Genomic DNA, 18,463 nt, shown 5'->3' with positions numbered 1-18,463 from the left:
GCAGTTTGGCCGTCGGGGCGGGTCAGGCCGATCAGGCGGTGCTGGCAGTCGTAGCGGTATTCGGTGACGAGGGTCTGGCCGTGGCCCCTGCGTTCGCGGATCAGGTTGCCGAAGGCGTCGTAGTCGTAATGGCGATCGCCCTGCATCAGCAGGCGGTAGCCTTTGATCCTGGTCGGGCCGGGGCGATCCTGCATCAGCAGGTTGCCGGCCGGGTCGTGGGCGAAGGATTCGGGCAGTTCGTCGCGCGAGTGGCGCACGCGGATCAGCCGGTCAAGGGCGTCGTAGCCGTAGGTGCGCTGGCCGTGGCGGCTGTCGGCAATGTGCTCGAGGTTGCCGTTGGCGCTGTAGGCATAATCGCGGCGATACAGCGCCGCGTGCTGATGACCTACAGCGTGGGCGAGCAAGCGCCCCTGATCGTCGTAGGCATATTCGCTGAGCAGCAGGCCTTGCTGGCGTTGCTGCTCGCGCCCTGACCGATAAACATGCTGCGTCAGCGGCGTGCCGTTGAGGTCGATGGCTTTTAGGGCACCGCCCTTGGCGTAGTGATAGTCGAGCCGGCTGTTGTCCGGCAGGCGCATCCGCTTGAGCTGACCGCAGGCGTCGTAGGTATAGCGCAGGGTGCCCCAGCCCTGATGTTCGGTGATCAGCCGGTCCTGGCGGTCGTATTCGAAGGCCAGCGGGTGGTCCTGGCCGTCATCGACCGCGGTCAGTCGGCCGAGGCGGTCATATTGGTAGCTGACCTTGGTGCCGTCGGGCAGAGTCTTGACCTGCAAACGACCGGCACTGTCGCGCTCATAACGGGTGACCAGACTGAGCCCGTGCTCACCGAACTCGGTCTTTTCCAGCAAGTGACCGTTGCGGTCGTAGGCGTAGGCGGTGCGTCGGCCGTCGAAGCCGCTTTCCTCGCGGATCAGCCCGGTGGGCGTGTAATCCAGGCGGTACTTTTCGCCCGATTCGTTTTCGATCTCGGTGAGCAGCAGTTGCGCATGGTCGTAGCGGTACTGCACGCGAGTGCCGTCGGGGTTGATCCGCCGGGAAACCAGGTGCAGGTCGTCGTCGTATTCGTAGCGGGTGATGCGCCCCAGTTCATCGCGCTCGGCGGTGACCTGGCCGTAAGCGCCGTAGCTGTAGGCGCGACTGGCGCCCGTAGGAGAAGTCGTCAGGATCAGCCGGCCGGCGGCGTCCCACTGCTGACGGCTAGTGACGCCAAACTCATCCTGCGTCGTGGTCCGCCGTCCCAATGCGTCGTAGGAAAAGCGCCGGACGCCACCGTCAGGCAGGGTTTCCTCGATGAGCTGGCCGAGTTCATTCCACACCCAGCGATGGCGGCTGCTGTCCGGGTAACGCAGCGACAGCAACTGGCCGCGCAGGTTGTAGTAGTAATGGGTGACCTGACCGTCGGGATCGACCGCTTCGGTGACTGCGCCCTCGGCATTGCGCCGATAGATCCACACCGCCTCGCCACGGCAACGCTTGTAGAGAAAACCGTTGCGGTACTCGTAGGACGTTGGCGCATCGTCCGGCGGAATCAGCGCGATCAGCCGTCCGACCTCGTCGTAGCGGTATTCGGTGATCGCGCCCAGAGCATCCTGCTCGGCGATCAACCGGCCCTGATCGTCATAGGCCTTGAGCTGTTCACCACCATCGGCCGCGACCTGGCGCACCAGCCGCGCACGCTCGTCATGGACGTAGACCTCTTCGGTGCCGTCGACGTAATGCACGGTCACACTGGCGTCGTCATCGTTCCAGACGTAACGGGTGTTCATCTGCGAGAACGAGGCCCAGTGGCGCACGCAGCGTGCTGCTTTACCTTCGCGCTCCCACTCCCAGAAAAAACTCGCGCCGCCGGTCAGTTGCCGCTGCAGGATGACGTGGTGATCGTCGTAGTCGTAGCGCTCGCTGTCGCCGACCGCGTTGGTCGCGGCCAGCAGGCGTTGCCGGGCATCAAAGCGGTAGCTGACCAGCGTCTGCTCGGTCGTCCATTCGCCATTCTGAAAAATCTGGTAATCGACACCGAGCAATTGCGCCCGCTCATAGCGCAACAACAGCGAACGTCCGGCGCCGTTGTCCAGGCGCTGAATCCGGTCGGCGCGATCGCGCTGCACGGTCAGACGATTGCCGAACACATCGCTGATCGCTGTCAGCCGTCCGGCGCGAAAGTGGTAAAACCGCGGACTGTCGCCGGCCAAAGCCAGGATCAGCTCTTCCGGTTCATCGCCCAGAAAGATCGCCGCCCGCGACAGGCTGTTGTGGATCGCCGGGCGCGCAGCATTGGGTAAAGGAAACCGCGTGCGGCGGTTTTCGTGGTCGATCCAGACGACGCCGTCGCCATCGAAAGCCAGGCGATGGGCCAGCGAATGGCTCCAGCCAAACCCGAGGCCGATATCGATCTCCACCGCGCTGGAGCGGTACAAACGGGTGAACTCGAACGGCAGCACGCCATCCAGTACCGCGTCGGTGAGCGTCAGCAGCTCTTCGCCGGTGACCATCGACACCGGGCAGCCGTTGGTACAGGTCAGCGAGGAGCAATCGGCGCTGTCGCCGTTGGGGTTTTTCGCTTGGTCGGGAACGTCGTCGTGGGATTCATGACGCTCAAGCCGCGTCATGCCTTGCGATTTTTCCCGCGCAAGTGGCGCCGGATTCGGCACGCTCAACCTCACCGAATCCGCCTGCCGAATGTTCAACGGAATCGACGGCGTCGGCTTCAGCTCAACGTCACGCGCATGAAGCATCAACGGCTTCAACGCCACCGCATGCTGGTTGAAATCGGGTGTCGAGGTCAGTTCAGCCAAGCGCAACGCCGAAGCTGCCAGCCATTCCCGCGCCCGTGGCGACTTGATTTTCGCCAGCACCTTGCTGCTCAAGCGCATCGGCACGCCAACGCCAGCGGACATGCGCATCAGCACAAAACTGATCAGCAGTTCGACCCGCACCTCAGCCACCACTTCGGCCAGGTACTGTGGCGGCAGCATCTTCAGCCAACTTGTGAACGCGGCCAGATGAATGAACAGCAGCGGCTCGTCGCTGAGCATCAGCAAGACGCTGGCAATGGCCTCGCTGGAAGCGGCAAGCAGCGCCTCAAGCTCAACCTCGCTCAGGTATTCCAGGAGCTTTTCGCTGTTCGCCTGCAAGTCGGCGAGCAAGGCGAATAGCTGCTGGATGTCATCCCAAACGCCATTCAGGGCTTTTTCCAGTCCGCGCCAGTCGGCCTGTTGCAACTGCCCGTAACGGTCGAGAAAACCGGCGCTGGAAAACTCTGTCCATTGCGGCTGAAAGCCTATCCATTCGCTGCGCAGCCAGCCTTCCAGACTGCCAATGATCCCTTCATAAGAGGCATACAGGGCGCGCACATGGGCGGTGGACACATCGGGAAAGAAGGTGATGCGATAACGCTGGCCCCGCTGGCAATCGGTGACCTCCAGAATCCCGCTCGGGCCGATGGTGTGGCGCAACGGTTCGCCGAAGGTCAGCACGCCGTCGACGTCGCTCAGCACCGGTTCGAGGGTCACCGGGGTGTCGCCGATGGGCACAAAGCGCGCGGCGTCGAACAAATGCACCAGGGTCAGCGGGCCGCTGGCCGGGCACATGACCACCGATGAACTGATCGGCTGACGCGAGGTGATCGGCGCGCTCAACCGCACATCGTTACCGACCTTGAATACCTGCTCGATATCCAGCGCCGTTCCGGTCCAGAACTGCTCGGCCCAGGCCTCGTAGTTGTTCAGGCACAGGCGGAACTCGCTGATGAGGGTTTCGAAATCCGGCTGTTCGGGATTCAGCGCGGCCACCACCAGCAGGCCGATGCTGTTGTTCAGGGCCAGTAGTCGATCGGGTTGAAACATTTGCAGTCGCTCGCGCACGTGAAAAAACAGGAGCGCGGACTTTGCGGGGGAACAAACAGGAAAGAAGTCGGGTAAGTAGGCGATGTCTGTAGGACGGTTCGACACGCCTTGTGAGGCGATATATGGTTTGGCCTTGGCGCCCCAGAAACAGGGCGTTTATCCCAGTGAAAGGCCTCATGACAAAAGGATCAGACGCGATGTCCAACACAGCCGAGCGGGTCAACATCATCGACACTCAGGTGCTGTCCCACGACTGGTACCTGCTGAAAAAAATCACCTTCGATTACCGTCGCAACAATGGCGAGTGGCAACGCCAGACCCGTGAGGTGTACGACCGGGGTAACGGCGCGGCGATTCTGCTGTTCAACCGCCACAAGCGCACGGTGGTGCTGACGCGGCAGTTCCGTTTGCCGGTATTCGTCAATGGTCATGATGGTTTGCTGATCGAAGTGGCGGCAGGTTTACTGGAGGGCGCCGCGCCGGAACAACGGATTCGGGATGAAGCCGAGGAGGAAACCGGCTATCGCGTGCATGACGTGAAAAAGGTTTTCGAGGCGTATATGAGCCCCGGTTCGGTGACCGAGAAACTGCATTTCTTCGTTGCCGAATACGACGCGGCTTCCAGGGTCGGCGAGGGCGGTGGCCTGGAAGAAGAAACCGAAGAGCTGGAAGTGCTGGAATGGGGATTTGACGAGGCGCTGGCGGCGTTTAAGCGTGGCGAGATCTGCGATGCCAAGACCATCATGTTGTTGCAATACGCGGCGATGACTGACCTCTTTGCCCTATAAATCAAAAAATCGCAGCCTTCGTCAGCGCCTACAAAAAACCAGGTTAGGAGCTGCCAAAGCCTGCGATCTGTTGATCTGTCGTGGTGGCTAAAACAAATCGCCTGTTTTGCCCACCGCTGACCATTGGCCACCCTCCAGGGTCAGCAAACGCTCTTTGGCTTCAAGCCCGCCGGCAAACCCGGTGAGTTTTCCCGAGGCGCCGATCACTCGATGGCACGGCGCTACGATGGAAATCGGGTTGCGCCCGTTCGCGGCGCCAACCGCCCGCACCGCGGTCGGATTGCCGATCTGCTCCGCGATCTGGCGGTACGTGCGCGTTTGCCCAAAGGGGATGGTCAGCAATGCCGCCCAGACTTTTTTCTGAAACGCCGTGCCGGCGAAATCCAGCTCCAGATCGAAGCAATTGCGGGTACCGGCAAAATATTCTTCAAGCTGCCGGGCGGTTTTCATCAGGATCGGATTGTCCGGCGCTTCGTCCATCGGTCCGAGACGCACCCGGTTCGGTTTGTCGTTTTCCCAGAGGATGGCCGCCAGTCGCGAGCCGTTCGCGACCAGCTTCAGCGCGCCGACGGGCGAGGGCAGGGTGATGAACGTGTAAGGCATGGCGAAAGGCTCCGGATCGGCGCGGTAGCAGCGCTCAGCATACTGCCTGATCGGCGGGCGCAAAACCCAAAGCCGGCCATACTGCTTGTTGCTCTTCAAGCGTTGCCCGTTGTTTCGCACAGTCCCGAAAAACAAAAAAGAGATCGACTCATGAAGTACGAACCCTTGGCCAGAACGCTGATCGCGACCTCACTGGCCCTCAGCTGTCTGATGACTCACGCCGCTTCGGTGGCGCCGGTTGCCGGCGAAAACGGCATGGTCGTCACCGCGCAACATCTGGCGACCCATGTCGGCGTCGACGTATTGAAAAGCGGCGGTAACGCCGTGGACGCAGCGGTCGCGGTGGGTTACGCGCTGGCGGTGGTTTATCCCGCTGCGGGCAACCTTGGCGGTGGCGGCTTCATGACCCTTCAACTGGCGGACGGGCGCAAAACGTTCCTCGATTTCCGTGAAAAAGCGCCGCTGGCCGCCACCGCCGACATGTACCTGGACAAGGCCGGCAACGTCATTCCGGAGCTGAGTACCCGCGGCCACCTCGCGGTTGGCGTGCCGGGTACCGTTTCCGGCATGGAGCTGGCACTGAGCAAGTACGGTACCAAACCGCGCAAGGAAATGATCGCGCCGGCGATCAAACTGGCCGAGGACGGTTTTGTGTTGGAGCAGGGCGACGTCGAACTGTTGGAGTACGCCACCGACGTGTTCAAAAAGGACATGCGCGACTCCGGTTCGATTTTTCTCAGCCAGGGCGAGCCGATGCAGGTCGGACAAACACTGGTGCAGAAGGACCTGGCGAAAACCCTGCGGACGATTTCCGACAAAGGCGCCGACGGTTTCTATAAAGGCTGGGTCGCCGACGCCATCGTCACTTCCAGTCAGGCCAACAAGGGCATCATCACTCAAGCCGATCTCGATAAATACAAGACCCGTGAGCTGGCCCCGGTGGAGTGCGATTACCGCGGCTACCACGTGGTCTCGGCGCCGCCGCCCAGCTCCGGCGGGGTGGTGATCTGCCAGATCATGAACATCCTTGAAGGCTATCCCATGAAAGAGCTGGGCTTTCACTCCGCCCAGGGCATGCACTATCAGATCGAAGCCATGCGCCACGCTTACGTGGATCGCAACAGCTACCTCGGCGACCCGGATTTCGTAAAGAATCCGATCGAACATCTGCTGGACAAGCAGTACGCAACCCAGTTGCGTAACGCCATCCAGCCACAGAAGGCCGGTGTTTCGGCTGAGCTGAAACCCGGGGTCGCGCCTCATGAAGGCAGCAACACCACTCACTATTCGATCGTCGACAAATGGGGCAATGCGGTGTCGGTCACCTACACCCTCAACGACTGGTTCGGCGCGGGCGTGATGGCGAGCAAGACCGGGGTAATCCTCAATGACGAGATGGACGACTTCACGTCCAAGGTCGGCGTACCGAACATGTACGGTCTGGTGCAGGGCGAAGCCAACGCCATCGCGCCGGGCAAGGCACCGCTGTCGTCGATGAGTCCGACCATCGTCACCAAGGACGGCAAAGTGGTGATGGTGGTTGGCACCCCGGGCGGCAGCCGGATTATCACCGCAACCTTGCTGACCATGCTCAACGTCATCGATTACGGCATGGGCCTGCAGGAAGCGGTTGATGCGCCGCGCTTCCATCAACAATGGATGCCGGAAGAAACCAACCTCGAAGATTTCGCCGCCAGTCCCGATACCAGGAAGCTGCTCGAAAGCTGGGGCCACAAGTTTGCCGGCCCGCAGGATGCCAACCACATCGCTGCGATTCTGGTCGGCGCGCCGTCGCTGGGCGGCAAACCGGTTGGCAAGAATCGCTTCTACGGCGCCAACGATCCACGGCGTAATACCGGCTTGTCATTGGGTTATTGAGCGGAGTAAAAAGGGGCGGGCGCAAGTCCGCCCCATTCTCAAGGACTGATCAAGGAAGGCTCGACATGACCACCGCATTACTGATCATCGACGTCCAGCAGGCGCTGTGCTCGGGTGAATATCAGTGTTTTGAAATCGACCGCGTGATCGCCACGATCAATGATTTGAGCCAACGCGCGCGGAAGGCAGGCGTTCCGGTGGTGTTGATTCAACATGAAGAAAAAGACGGCCCGTTCGTTCGCGGTGCGGATGGCTGGCAGCTCGCCAAAGATCTGCAGACTACCGCGAAGGACCTGCGCGTAGGCAAAACCACCGGTGACTCGTTCTACCAGACCGACCTCGGCAAGCTGCTACCCGTCGAAGACTTCGAGCGCCTGGTGATCTGCGGTCTGCAAACCGATTACTGCGTCAACGCCACCGTTCGCAGCGCACATGAGCTGGGCTACGACGTCGTCGTCGCGCAAGACGCGCATTCGACGGTCGATAACGGCACCATGACTGCCGAGGACATCATTGCCCAACACAACAAGGATTTCGCGGCACTCACCAGCGCCGTGGCACGCACCGATGTTAAACCGGCTGCAAAAATAACTTTCTGAGCGTACGCGAAACTTGTAGGAGTGAGCCTGCTCGCGATGAGGCCATCAGCCGCACCCTCTTCGTTGACTGGCCTGACGCCTTCGCGAGCAAGCTCGCTCCCACAGGGACCGGCGGCGTCAATTCTCTTGTGTCTGCCGCAAATCAAAGGTGGGAGTGAGCTTGCTCACGAAGCGGTCGCTACATTCAACACGGAGGCTGCAGCAACCGCTCGATCTGCGCCAGTTCCCATGTGCTGAGCAGGCTCACCGGGTCGGTGCCATAACGCTGCCAGGTGTGCAGCGACGCTTCGTCCCCGGCGCAGTTGCGCGCGTATTCACAGTGATGCAAGCGGCCCTCGGCAAAATCCAATACCAGGTGCCAGCCTTCGATATCGACCGCGATCAATCCAGACTCGGGGATCACCTGGCAGATTTCCAGCGCAAGCACACCCAGCGCCGCCTCGCGCAGGCGCTGACAGACTTCACGGGCCGACAGAAACGCAGACATGCTCGGATCCATTGAGTGAATAAGGACGGCAGCATAAAGCCCGTGCCAACCCGTGTCAGCGTTTCACTGGCCCGAGGCCGAACAATTCCGTAACATTCGCCTCCCTCTTTTTTGCGAACATCCGCGGCCGCGCCCGGCGGCCGCGCACATCAGGTAAGCCATGAAACCGATTCGTCTGCGCGCCGATGTCCTGGCCGGACTCACCACCTCGTTTGCCCTGTTGCCCGAATGCATTGCATTTGCGCTGGTGGCGCACCTCAATCCGCTGATGGGCCTGTATGGCGCTTTCATCATTTGTACGCTCACCGCACTGTTTGGCGGCCGGCCGGGGATGGTCTCCGGAGCGGCCGGTTCGATGGCGGTGGTGATCGTCGCGCTGGTGGTGCAGCACGGGGTGCAATATCTGCTGGCGACGGTGTTGCTGGGCGGTCTGATCATGGTGGCGTTCGGGCTGCTGCGCTTGGGCAAACTGGTGCGCATGGTGCCGCACCCGGTGATGCTCGGCTTCGTCAACGGCCTGGCGATCATTATTGCCCTGGCGCAACTGGAACACTTCAAAAGCGGCGAACACTGGCTCAGCGGCACGCCGTTGTACCTGATGACCGGGCTGGTGCTGCTGACCATGGCCATCGTCTATGTGCTGCCGCGCCTGACCCGCGCGGTGCCGCCGGCACTGGTGGCGATCCTTGGCGTCGGCCTGCTGGTCTATCTGTTCGGCCTGCCGACCCGCACCCTCGGCGACATGGCGCACATTGCCGGTGGCTTGCCGACCTTCGCTTTGCCGGACATCCCGTGGAACCTTGAAACCCTGCGCATCATCGCGCCGTACGCGATTCTGATGGCGCTGGTCGGCCTGCTGGAAACCCTGCTGACCCTCAACCTCACCGATGAAATCACCGAAACCCGTGGCTACCCGGATCGTGAATGCGTGGCGCTGGGCGCGGCGAACATGGTCTCGGGTGCGTTCGGCGGCATGGGCGGTTGCGCGATGATCGGCCAGACCGTGATCAACCTCAGTTCCGGTGGCCGCGGGCGTTTGTCCGGCGTGGTGGCGGGGGTGCTGATTCTGCTGTTTATCCTGTTTCTGTCACCGCTGATCGAGCGTATTCCGCTGGCGGCGCTGGTGGGGGTGATGTTCGTGGTCTCGCAGCAAACCTTCGCCTGGGCTTCGCTGCGGGTGATCAACAAGGTGCCGCTCAACGATGTGCTGGTGATTGTCGCTGTGACCACAATCACGGTGTTCACCGATCTGGCCACGGCGGTGCTGTGCGGGATCATCATCGCCGCGCTCAATTTCGCTTGGCAGCAGGCGCGCGAGCTGTATGCCGATGAACATCTGGAAGCCGACGGCAGCAAGCTCTACCGCCTGCACGGCACGCTGTTCTTCGCCTCGACCACACCGTTTCTCAACCGGTTCGATCCGGCCAACGATCCGGACCGAGTTACCCTCGATTGCCGACACTTGAGTTTTGTCGATTACTCGGCGATTGCCGCGCTGAAAACCCTGCGTGAGCGCTACGCCAAGGCCGGCAAGCACTTACAGGTGTTTCATCTGTCGGAGCGTTGCAAGAAGTTACTCAAGCGCGCTGGCGTCGACCACGACTGACGGCGCGGCGGCCGCTTCCTTGAGCCAGGTCTTGCCGAGAATCCGCGAGACCTGTTCGGCGGAATAGGGCTTGGCGAGAAACTCGAAACCTTCATAACCGCTGCGTGCCAGTTCTTCGCTGTAGCCGGACGTCAAAATCACCGGCAGATCGGGGCGGCGCTGGCGCAGTTCGCGGGCCAGGGCGACGCCAGTGATGCCGGGCATGACCACATCGGAAAACACCGCGTCGAACGCCATGGCATCGGCCCCGGCCAGGCGCAAGGCCTCTTCGGCGTTGGTCGCCCAAGCCGTTTCATAACCCAGGTCCTGAAGAATCTGATTGGCAAACCGGCCGACGTCCAGGTTGTCCTCGACCACCAGCACCCGCCGCTGAACAGGCGCTGGATGGGGCAGGTCGTCATCCGCCGCCTCGTCCGCTTCCCGTTCCACCGCCAGCACTTCCGGCAGGTACAAAGTGAATTCGGTGCCTTGACCGATCACGCTGGACACGTCGACGTTGCCGCCTGATTGCTTGGCGAACCCGAAGACCTGCGACAGTCCCAGCCCCGTGCCTTTGCCGACATCCTTGGTGGTGAAAAACGGTTCGAAAATATGTTCGAGGGTTTTCGGGTCGATGCCGCCACCGGTATCCGCCAGGGCAATCGACACGAACGGGCTGTCGGCGCCGGCATGGCCGCGAATCGGTGGCAGCGGTTTGTGGCACTCAAGACGCAGTTTGAGCAGGCCTTGCCCCTGCATTGCGTCGCGGGCGTTGAGGGCAATATTGATCAGCGCTGTTTCGAACTGGCTCAAATCGACGCGGATATAGCAGGGATGATCAGGCCGCTCGACGCAGACATGAATTTGCGCACCGGTGACCGATTCAAGCATTTCGCCAATGTTCGCCAGGCGCTCGCAGGCATCCACGACTTGTGGATTGAGCGGCTGGCGTCGGGCGAAGGCGAGTAGCTGGCTGGTCAGCTTGGACGCGCGCTCGACCGTATCGGAAACCGCGCGCATATAGCGCTGCCGGCGTTCTTCGGACAGGTTGGGCTGGCGCAGGAAATCTACCGAGGAGCGAATGATCGTTAACAGGTTGTTGAAGTCATGCGCCACACCGCCGGTCAGCTGGCCGATGGCTTCGAGTTTTTGCGACTGGCGCAACGCCGACTCCGCGTGGGCCAGGCGCAAGCTGCGCTCTTCGACCCGTTGCTCCAGTGTGGCATTGAGTTCGGCCAGCGCCAGCAGGCCTTCGCGCACGTTGGCATCAGCGCGCACACGTTCGATGTGCGCCCAGCAACGCTCGGTCACTTCGCTCAACAGCGCCTGCTCGAAGCTCGACCAGACCCGCGGTACTTTGTCGTGGATCGCCATCAACGCGGTCAGGCGACCTTGTTTGATCAACGGCACACAAATGGTCGCGGCGATGCCGATAGTCTGGAACGCCGCCGCTTCTTCAGGGGGCAATTCGCTGCGGTTGTCATGAATGACCAGCGGTTCACCGGCGCGCAACAGGCTGAGGGCTTTCTCGCCAAAATCTCGCAATCGATAGTGGCCGACGATGCTTGGCGAGCCCGGCGCCGCGCAGTCGCCGCGGATGGTGAAGCCATCTTCATCGGCGTCCATATCGGCGTAGGCACAGTTGGATAGACGGAGGTGCTCGACCATCAGCCGCGTGCTGGCGGCAAGAATGGCTTGCGCGTCAGTGGCGTTGGTCACGGCGTTGCCGATCGCATCGAGCACGGCCAGACGCTGATTGAGAAACACCGTCTGGGTGGTTTCGGTGACGGTGTCGATCATGCCGACCACCTTGCCGAAGGGGTCACGAACCGGGCTGTAGCAAAAGGTGAAATACGCCTGCTCCGGGCCGCTGCCGCGTTCGATCATCAGGGCGAAGTTTTCAATGTAGGTGGCCTGGCCGGCGAACGCCGCGTCGGCAATCGGACTGATTTCGCTCCAGGCTTCTTTCCAGATATCGCTGAACGGGCGGCCAAGCGCGTGAGGCTTGTTGCCGAGAATCGGCACGAAGGCGTCGTTGAACAGGGTGATCAGTTCCGGGCCCCAGACGATGGCCTGGGGAAAGTGCGAGGCAAGGCTGAGCGAGACAGTGGTTTTGAGGACATCGGGCCAGTGTTCCAACGGGCCGAGGGGCGTATTCGCCCAGTCGTGTCGCCGAATCTGCTCGGCCATCTTGCCGTTGTCTTGCAACCAGTCGGTCATGGGATCGGTGTCTTTCGTAACGTCTGCATGTGAACAAAGACCGTGGCCGGTGCTGTTTGGTTTCAGCACCACGGACACTTCCTTGCAGCACGCCTTGTTCGGGTTCATGCGCATCATGGCATGGGTGCTGGCGGGAGAAAAAGCCAAGGGTGAAGGGGAAATTCCTTCACCCCTGGTTTTTTTCAGTGTTGATCAGGCGTCGATGGGCGGAAAATCAATGTCGGTCAGCGCAGTGTTGTTCAGGTAGTTGGTCAGCGTCTGCACCGCCACCAAAGCAATCACTTCGATGATCTTGCGGTCATCAATACCGGCGGCACGGGCGGCAGCGATCTGCGCATCGCTCAAGTGGCCGCGGCTGTGCGTCAGCTGTTGCGCGAGCGCGGCGTAGGCATTCAGTTCTCCCTGACGCGCCGCGGCGATGTCTTGCGCCGACAGCCCGGCCTTGCCGGCAAACAGGGTGTGCGCGGCCAGGCAGTAATCGCAACCATTGACTTGCGAAGTGGCCAGATACACCGCTTCTTTTTCCTGGGCGCTGAGCGAGGACTTGCCCAGCAACGCCGAGGCTTGCAGGTAAGTGTCGAGGGCGACCGGCGCGTGGGCGAGGGTGGCGAACACATTCGGCAGAAAGCCGATTTTTTTCTTCACGCCTTCGAGCACAGGGCGGGTGGCGTCGGTGGCGGTTTCGAGGTTGATAGCGGTGATGCGGCTCATGGTGATTCTCCGAAACTCCGGGGCGAAGTGCGCCGTGCATGGAGAGGATGTTAGGGATCGCTGGTAGCGCCTTGGCGGCAAATCGTCGAGGATATGCGGCAGATCGTCCAGATATGCACAGTGGAGTTGCCTATGGATCGCCTTTCGACCTTGCTCCGCCATTTCGGCGTGCATGCCGGCACCTTTCACAGCGGTGCGTTTTGCGGCATCAGTGTGCACGAAGGCGAATCGGTCGGGCATGTGCATGTGCTGCAAGCCGGGACGTTGCTGCTCAAGCCGGGCAACGAGCGCGAAATCCGCCTGGACGAGCCTTCGCTGATATTCTTTCCCCGGCCGTTTACCCATCGCATGTTCGCCGACGAAGCCATGGCCACTCAGGTGGTCTGCGCGACGCTGACGTTTGATGGCGGTTCGGGCAATGCGCTGGCGGCGGCGCTGCCGGATTACCTGGTGTTGAAACTCACGCAGATTCCCGAACTGGGCAGCACCCTCCAATGGCTGTTCAACGAAGCGTTCGAAGACCATTGCGGGCGGGTGGCGGTGATGGATCGATTGTTCGAACTGTTGGTGATTCTGCTGCTGCGCCATCTCATCGGCAGCCGTGACCAGCCAGCGGGAATGATGGCAGGTCTGGCCGATCCACGCGTGTCGCGTGCCTTGAACCTGATCCACGACGAACCGGCAAAACCGTGGAGCGTGGCCGATCTGGCGAGCGCTGCGAATTTGTCCCGGGCCGGGTTTGCCGAATACTTTCGCCGGATCGTCGGGCAGACCCCGGCGGACTATCTGCTGAGCTGGCGGGTCAGCCTCGCGCAGAAACGTCTGCGCGAAGGCACACCGATTGCGCTGATTGCCGCTGAAGTCGGCTATGAAAGTCCGTCAGCGCTGGCCCGGGCGTTTCGCCGCAAAACCGGGGTCAGTCCCCGGCAGTGGCAGGCCGAAGCTGAACGCTAGCGGGCAAACTTTTTCGCCCCGGCCACGCACAGAATCACCCCCAGCGTCACGGCAAGCATGCCCGGGCTGACTGACTCATGCAGCAGCGTCGCCGCCAGCGCCAAACCGAAAAACGGTTGCAACAGCTGCAACTGTCCGACCGCCGCGATGCCGCCCTGGGCCAGGCCGCGATACCAGAACACAAAACCGATCAGCATGCTGAACAGCGACACGTAGGCCAGACATACCCACGCCGAGATGCTGATCTGGCCGAACGAGGCGGGTGCCAGCCACAGACTCGACAGTGCCATGAGCGGCAGCGCCAGCACCAAGGCCCAGCAGATCACCTGCCAGCCGCCGAGGGTTCGCGACAGTTTCGCGCCCTCGGCATACCCCAGCCCACAGGTCAGAATCGCGGCAAGCATCAGCAGGTCGCCGGTCGGCTGCGCGCTCACGCCTTGTGCCAGCGCGAAGCCGACCACCAGTGCGCTGCCCAAAAGAGAGAACATCCAGAACACCGGACGCGGACGTTCGCCGCCCCGCAACACGGCGAAAATCGCCGTGGCCAGCGGCAGCAATCCGACAAACACAATCGAATGCGCCGACGTGACGTGTTGCAGCGCCAGTGCTGTCAGCAACGGAAAGCCGAGTACGACGCCCATCGCCACAATGAACAACGACAGCCACTGATCAGGCGCCGGTCGCCGTTCGCGCAACAGCCACAACAGCGCCACGGCCACTGCGCCAGCAATGGCGGCGCGCAGGACGGTGAGAAACACCGGATCGAATTCCAGCACCGCCAGCCGTGTGGCCGGCAGTGAGCCGCTGAAAATCAGCACGCCGATAAAGCCGTTGATCCAGCCACGGCTTTTTTCCAGCGCCGGGTGGCTCGGGTTCGACAATCGTTCCATTCGGTTCGCACTCTAAGGTGGGTTGCATTGCCGCTATCCTGGGCCTGAGAATCAGCACAATCAAAAAATTGTCATGGATACGCCTCGCTATGCGCCGTTCTCGCTACAAGGCTCTGGTTGACCGCTTTGCCGCCGACATTCGTGGCGGTCGCCTGGCGCCCGGCACGCGGCTGCCGACCCATCGGCAACTGGCCTCTGAAGAGGGTCTGGCCTTGGTTACGGCTTCGCGCGTGTACGCCGAGCTTGAGGCCATGGGGCTGGTCAGCGGTGAGACCGGGCGCGGCACGTTTGTCCGCGAAACCTCGCTGGCGCCGGGGCAGGGTATTGATCAGAAAGACGTGGCGGTCGGAATGATTGATCTCAATTTCAACTACCCATCGTTACCCGGGCAGGCCGAGCTGTTACGCAGCGCGTTGCGCCAATTGGCCTTGTCCGGGGATCTCGAAGCGCTGTTGCGCTATCAGCCCCATGCCGGACGCACGCACGAGCGCGCCTCGGTGGCGCGTCATTTGTTGGCCGGCGGCGTAACGGTGGAGGCCGGGCAAATATTAATCGTCAATGGCGCCCAACAGGGGCTGGCCGTGGCGCTGATGGCCCTGCTCAAACCCGGCGATGTGATTGCTGCGGATGCGCTGACCTATTCCGGGTTCAAGGTCCTCGCCGAAGCGTTGCACCTGGAAGTGGTTGCGATTCCGGCGGCTGCGCACGGCCCGGACCTGCAAGCGCTGGAGGAACTGTGTCGCAGCCGTGCGGTGCGCGCGGTATATAGCATGCCGACGCTGCACAATCCGTTGGGCTGGGTGATGCCTTTGGCACAGCGCGAGCAATTGGTGGCGATCGCCCGCCGGCATGATCTGACGATCATCGAAGACGCGGCCTACGCTTTCCTGGTGCAAGAACCGCCGCGCGCGTTGATCGATCTGGCGGCGGAGCGCACGGTCTACGTCAGCGGCCTGTCGAAAAGCATCGCCACCGGCCTGCGGGTCGGCTTCATTGCAGCGCCCATGGACAAAGTGCCGGCGTTGGAGCGCATCATTCGCGCCACGACCTGGAACACGCCTGGAGTAATGACTGCGCTGGCCTGCGGCTGGCTCGACGACGGCACCGTCACGGCACTCGAAGAGCAGAAACGCCACGATGCCAAGGCTCGCCAGGCGTTGGCCGCCGAGGTGCTCAAAGGGTTGCCGTACATTGCCCACCCGGCGTCGTACTTCTTGTGGCTGCCACTGCCGGAAGACGTGCGCGCCGATCACATCGTTGTCGAGTTGATGCAGCAACAGATTTCGGTGACCAGCGCCGAGCCGTTTTCAGTCTCGTCCCATGTCCCGCATGCGATTCGTCTGGCGCTGGGGTCGGTGGACATGGCGGTGTTGCGCGAGGCGTTGACCACCGTCAGACGGATTATCGGCGCTTACCTGTAAACTGCACCGACGTCACAAACAGTCTGGAACGATCGATGAAAAACACTGCATTACTGGCGCTGGCCCTGATCTTCAGCGCCAGCGCTCATGCCGCAGGCGATCCCGAGGCCGGCGCGAAAATCTTTCCACGCCTGTGCGGCGGCTGCCATCAGGTCGGCGAATCCGCGCGCCCTGGATTCGGTCCGCAGCTCAATGGCATCTTCGGCCGCGTTGCCGGGACGTCGGCGAACTACGTCTACTCCGATGCGATGAAAAACTCGGGCATCACTTGGAACCACGAGACGTTGAAGGCGTATCTCGAAGACCCGAAGGGCGTGGTTCCGGGCACGCGCATGATTTTTTGGGGGCTGAGCGATGAGGAGAAACTCAACAACCTGTTGGCGTATCTTCAGACGTTCCAAACAACCGCTCCATGAACCCGGCTCAAGTACTGAACCGTCCGGCGGTGTGGCGTAATGTTGATCACGCCACCTGATTACGCCCTGCAGCCTTGGCCTGATACAACTGCTGATCGACCCGTTTGATCAATGCCGTGTGGGTGTTATCCGCCGGGTCCGCCAGGCCCAGACCGATGCTTACCGTGACCTGCCCGACGCCGGGAAACTGCGCTTGGGCAACTGCCGCACGAATTTTCTCGGCGACCACCTCTGGGGTGTCGGGCTGAGCGATTTCCGGCAACAGCACGGCAAACTCTTCGCCACCGTATCGCGCAACGAAATCGGTCGTGCGCACGCTGCTCTGAATCAATTGCGCCAACTGTTGCAGCACCTCGTCACCGATGGCATGGCCGTAAGTGTCATTGATGCGTTTGAAGTGGTCGGCGTCGATCAGCAACAGGGCGAAGGGGCGCCCCGTTCGCCGCGAGAGCAGCACGTACTCGCTGATTTTTTCGTCGAAGCGGCGGCGGTTGTATACGCCGGTCAAACCGTCGTGGGTCGCCAGGCTCAGCAGTTCGGCGTTGGCCTGGGTCAGCGCCGCGGTGCGTTGCGCCACGGTGGCTTCCAGTGAGGCATTGGCCTCTTGCAACTCGCGTTCCTTGCCAAGCAGCGATTGGGTCATGGCATCGATGGACTGGCCCAACTGGGCGATTTCCCGCACCGGATGCTGGAGCTGGAAACGTGCACCGGTCTGGTTGTTCTGCACCTGTTTGGCCGCGCGCGCGAGTTGCTCGATCGGTCGACTCAGGTGCAGCGCCAGGTAATAAGCCACCAGAGCAAAAACCACCGCGGCAGACACGCCCAGCAGCAACAGCTCATACAGCAGCAGCCGCGCCGGTTGCAGGGCCGTCTCCAATGGCTGGCGGATGGCGATCGACCACGACAACGCGGTACCCGACGGCGTCGGCACAGTGACCATACTGGTCAGGTAGCCATGCCCCGCCGACCAGCCCGGCGCCGCCGCATCGTTGACCGCCAGTTGCTGGCCCATCAGCGCTTCGGGGTACAGCACCTTGCCGTCGTGGTCGATGATCAGTGCCTGGATATCCGGCGCCGAGTTTTTATGAGAGAACGCCGCCGATTCGACAATTCGGGTTACCCAGCTCCAGTGCGCGTGTGCGCCCAGCACACCGATGATCTGCCCTGCGCCGTTATGGATCGGCGCGGCGAAATCGATGAAGCGCAGCGGTTCGCCATTGGGCAGACCCGGCAGCAATTTGGCCAGCAGCACGGCTTCGTGGGGATCGCCGGTGTATTGCCGGCGCAACCCGACCTGGAACCATGGACGTTGCTGGACCGACTGTCCGACCAGCAAATCGTTGACCGCTTGATGCACCTTGCCGTCGGCATCAGCCACACCCATCCAGGCATATTCGGTGCGCGCCTGCGAGCGCAGTTGCATCGACTCGAGAATTTCCGGGTTGTCCAGGTCGCCACGTTCCAGATGCGGTGCGCGGCTGAGCAGGTAAACCTCCAACTGGCGTTCGCGCAGTTGTTCGCCCAATAACGTCGCCGCCGCCCGCGCGGTGTTCAGCAGCGCATTGCCGCTGGCCTGTTTCATTTGTTCGGTGGCGATATGACCGACATAAAAGCCCACGCTCAACAGCGTCAGCAGGGATAAACCGGCGAACCATAGGGTGAGATGGCTGCGCAGACTGGCTTTGAACATGGCGGGCGGGGTCTGTTTTTATAAAAGTGGCGCCATGGTATGCGACATCGACGACAGGCCACCAGCGAACGGGTTCATAGAAACGACACTGGAATAAAAAAGCCCGGCTGATCAGGCCGGGCTTTTTCATGGGTGCTGCGGTCGAGCGTTTGCTTCAGGCAACGCGGCGTTCGATCAGACGATCGGAGCCACCTTCGGCAACGCGGCGTTCGATCAGACGATCGGAGCCACCTTCGGCAACGCGGCGTTCGATCAGGCGATCAGAGCCACCTTCGGCAACGCGGCGTTCGATCAGACGATCGGAGCCACCTTCGGCAACGCGGCGTTCGATCAGACGATCAGAGCCACCTTCGGCAACGCGGCGTTCGATCAGACGATC

At 61.7% G+C, this 18,463-nt stretch carries 14 protein-coding genes and 1 pseudogene; 7 read left to right on the top strand and 8 right to left on the bottom strand.

All coding sequences use genetic code 11. The features are described 5' to 3' along the window. The coding region (locus tag HU765_RS25825; RefSeq protein ID WP_186623859.1) for a DUF6531 domain-containing protein at positions 1–3,842 on the bottom strand (3,842 nt) is incomplete at its 3' end. Between the two features lie 197 nt (positions 3,843–4,039). Here HU765_RS25825 and HU765_RS25820 point away from each other — a divergent pair. Further along, complete coding sequence (locus HU765_RS25820; RefSeq protein WP_186623858.1) at positions 4,040–4,630, top strand: NUDIX domain-containing protein; 591 nt, start codon at positions 4,040–4,042, stop codon at positions 4,628–4,630. 87 nt (positions 4,631–4,717) lie between these two features. On the opposite strand, the gene HU765_RS25815 is transcribed toward HU765_RS25820, so the two are convergent. Next, positions 4,718–5,233 (bottom strand): methylated-DNA--[protein]-cysteine S-methyltransferase, encoded by a 516-nt coding sequence (locus HU765_RS25815; RefSeq protein WP_186623857.1) that lies wholly within the window; start codon positions 5,231–5,233, stop codon positions 4,718–4,720. Between the two features lie 150 nt (positions 5,234–5,383). Here HU765_RS25815 and ggt point away from each other — a divergent pair, with 150 nt between their 5' ends. Together ggt and HU765_RS25805 are read left to right on the top strand one after the other, a co-directional pair. Beyond that, positions 5,384–7,111, top strand: a complete 1,728-nt coding sequence (gene ggt, locus HU765_RS25810; protein WP_186623855.1) for a gamma-glutamyltransferase — start codon at positions 5,384–5,386, stop codon at positions 7,109–7,111. Between the two features lie 65 nt (positions 7,112–7,176). Then, positions 7,177–7,710 (top strand): cysteine hydrolase family protein, encoded by a 534-nt coding sequence (locus tag HU765_RS25805; protein ID WP_186623853.1) that lies wholly within the window; start codon positions 7,177–7,179, stop codon positions 7,708–7,710. Between the two features lie 184 nt (positions 7,711–7,894). Here the strand turns inward: HU765_RS25805 and HU765_RS25800 are convergent, their stop codons facing one another. Next, positions 7,895–8,197 (bottom strand): hypothetical protein, encoded by a 303-nt coding sequence (locus HU765_RS25800; RefSeq protein ID WP_186623851.1) that lies wholly within the window; start codon positions 8,195–8,197, stop codon positions 7,895–7,897. 160 nt (positions 8,198–8,357) lie between these two features. On the opposite strand from HU765_RS25800, the gene HU765_RS25795 reads away from it, so the two are divergent. Further along, positions 8,358–9,803, top strand: a complete 1,446-nt coding sequence (locus HU765_RS25795) for a SulP family inorganic anion transporter (protein WP_186623849.1) — start codon at positions 8,358–8,360, stop codon at positions 9,801–9,803. On the opposite strand, the gene HU765_RS25790 is transcribed toward HU765_RS25795, so the two are convergent. Together HU765_RS25790 and HU765_RS25785 are read right to left on the bottom strand one after the other, a co-directional pair. Beyond that, a complete protein-coding gene (locus tag HU765_RS25790) occupies positions 9,771–12,002 on the bottom strand; it encodes a response regulator (RefSeq protein ID WP_186623860.1) in 2,232 nt (743 codons plus the stop codon). The two genes, HU765_RS25795 and HU765_RS25790, sit on opposite strands and share 33 nt — an antisense overlap. A gap of 192 nt (positions 12,003–12,194) precedes the next feature. After that, entirely contained in the window at positions 12,195–12,713 is a 519-nt protein-coding gene (locus HU765_RS25785; protein WP_186623847.1) for a carboxymuconolactone decarboxylase family protein, read from the bottom strand. 132 nt (positions 12,714–12,845) lie between these two features. On the opposite strand from HU765_RS25785, the gene HU765_RS25780 reads away from it, so the two are divergent. After that, entirely contained in the window at positions 12,846–13,667 is an 822-nt protein-coding gene (locus HU765_RS25780) for an AraC family transcriptional regulator (protein WP_186623845.1), read from the top strand. Here the strand turns inward: HU765_RS25780 and HU765_RS25775 are convergent. Then, complete coding sequence (locus HU765_RS25775) at positions 13,664–14,557, bottom strand: DMT family transporter (protein WP_186623843.1); 894 nt, start codon at positions 14,555–14,557, stop codon at positions 13,664–13,666. The genes HU765_RS25780 and HU765_RS25775 overlap by 4 nt on opposite strands. A gap of 89 nt (positions 14,558–14,646) precedes the next feature. On the opposite strand from HU765_RS25775, the gene HU765_RS25770 reads away from it, so the two are divergent. Both HU765_RS25770 and HU765_RS25765 read left to right on the top strand, forming a co-directional pair. Continuing rightward, positions 14,647–15,978, top strand: coding sequence for a PLP-dependent aminotransferase family protein (locus HU765_RS25770; protein WP_186623841.1), 1,332 nt, complete (start codon positions 14,647–14,649; stop codon positions 15,976–15,978). A 35-nt stretch (positions 15,979–16,013) separates the two neighbouring features. Next, positions 16,014–16,394 carry a cytochrome c family protein gene (locus HU765_RS25765; protein WP_186623840.1) on the top strand — a complete coding sequence of 127 codons (381 nt, stop codon included), beginning with the start codon at positions 16,014–16,016 and terminating at the stop codon, positions 16,392–16,394. 46 nt (positions 16,395–16,440) lie between these two features. Here the strand turns inward: HU765_RS25765 and HU765_RS25760 are convergent, their stop codons facing one another. Together HU765_RS25760 and HU765_RS25755 are read right to left on the bottom strand one after the other, a co-directional pair. Then, entirely contained in the window at positions 16,441–18,084 is a 1,644-nt protein-coding gene (locus HU765_RS25760) for a diguanylate cyclase (RefSeq protein ID WP_186552570.1), read from the bottom strand. A gap of 154 nt (positions 18,085–18,238) precedes the next feature. Then, a pseudogene (locus HU765_RS25755) lies at positions 18,239–18,463 on the bottom strand (phage infection protein); the annotation flags it as partial.

Origin of the sequence: Pseudomonas sp. SWRI81 (assembly GCF_014268545.1) — a bacterium.
Taxonomy (GTDB): Bacteria; Pseudomonadota; Gammaproteobacteria; order Pseudomonadales; family Pseudomonadaceae; genus Aquipseudomonas; species Aquipseudomonas hamedanensis.
Note: the sequence above shows the minus strand (reverse complement) of the source record. Positions and strands in the feature narration are given on the sequence as shown.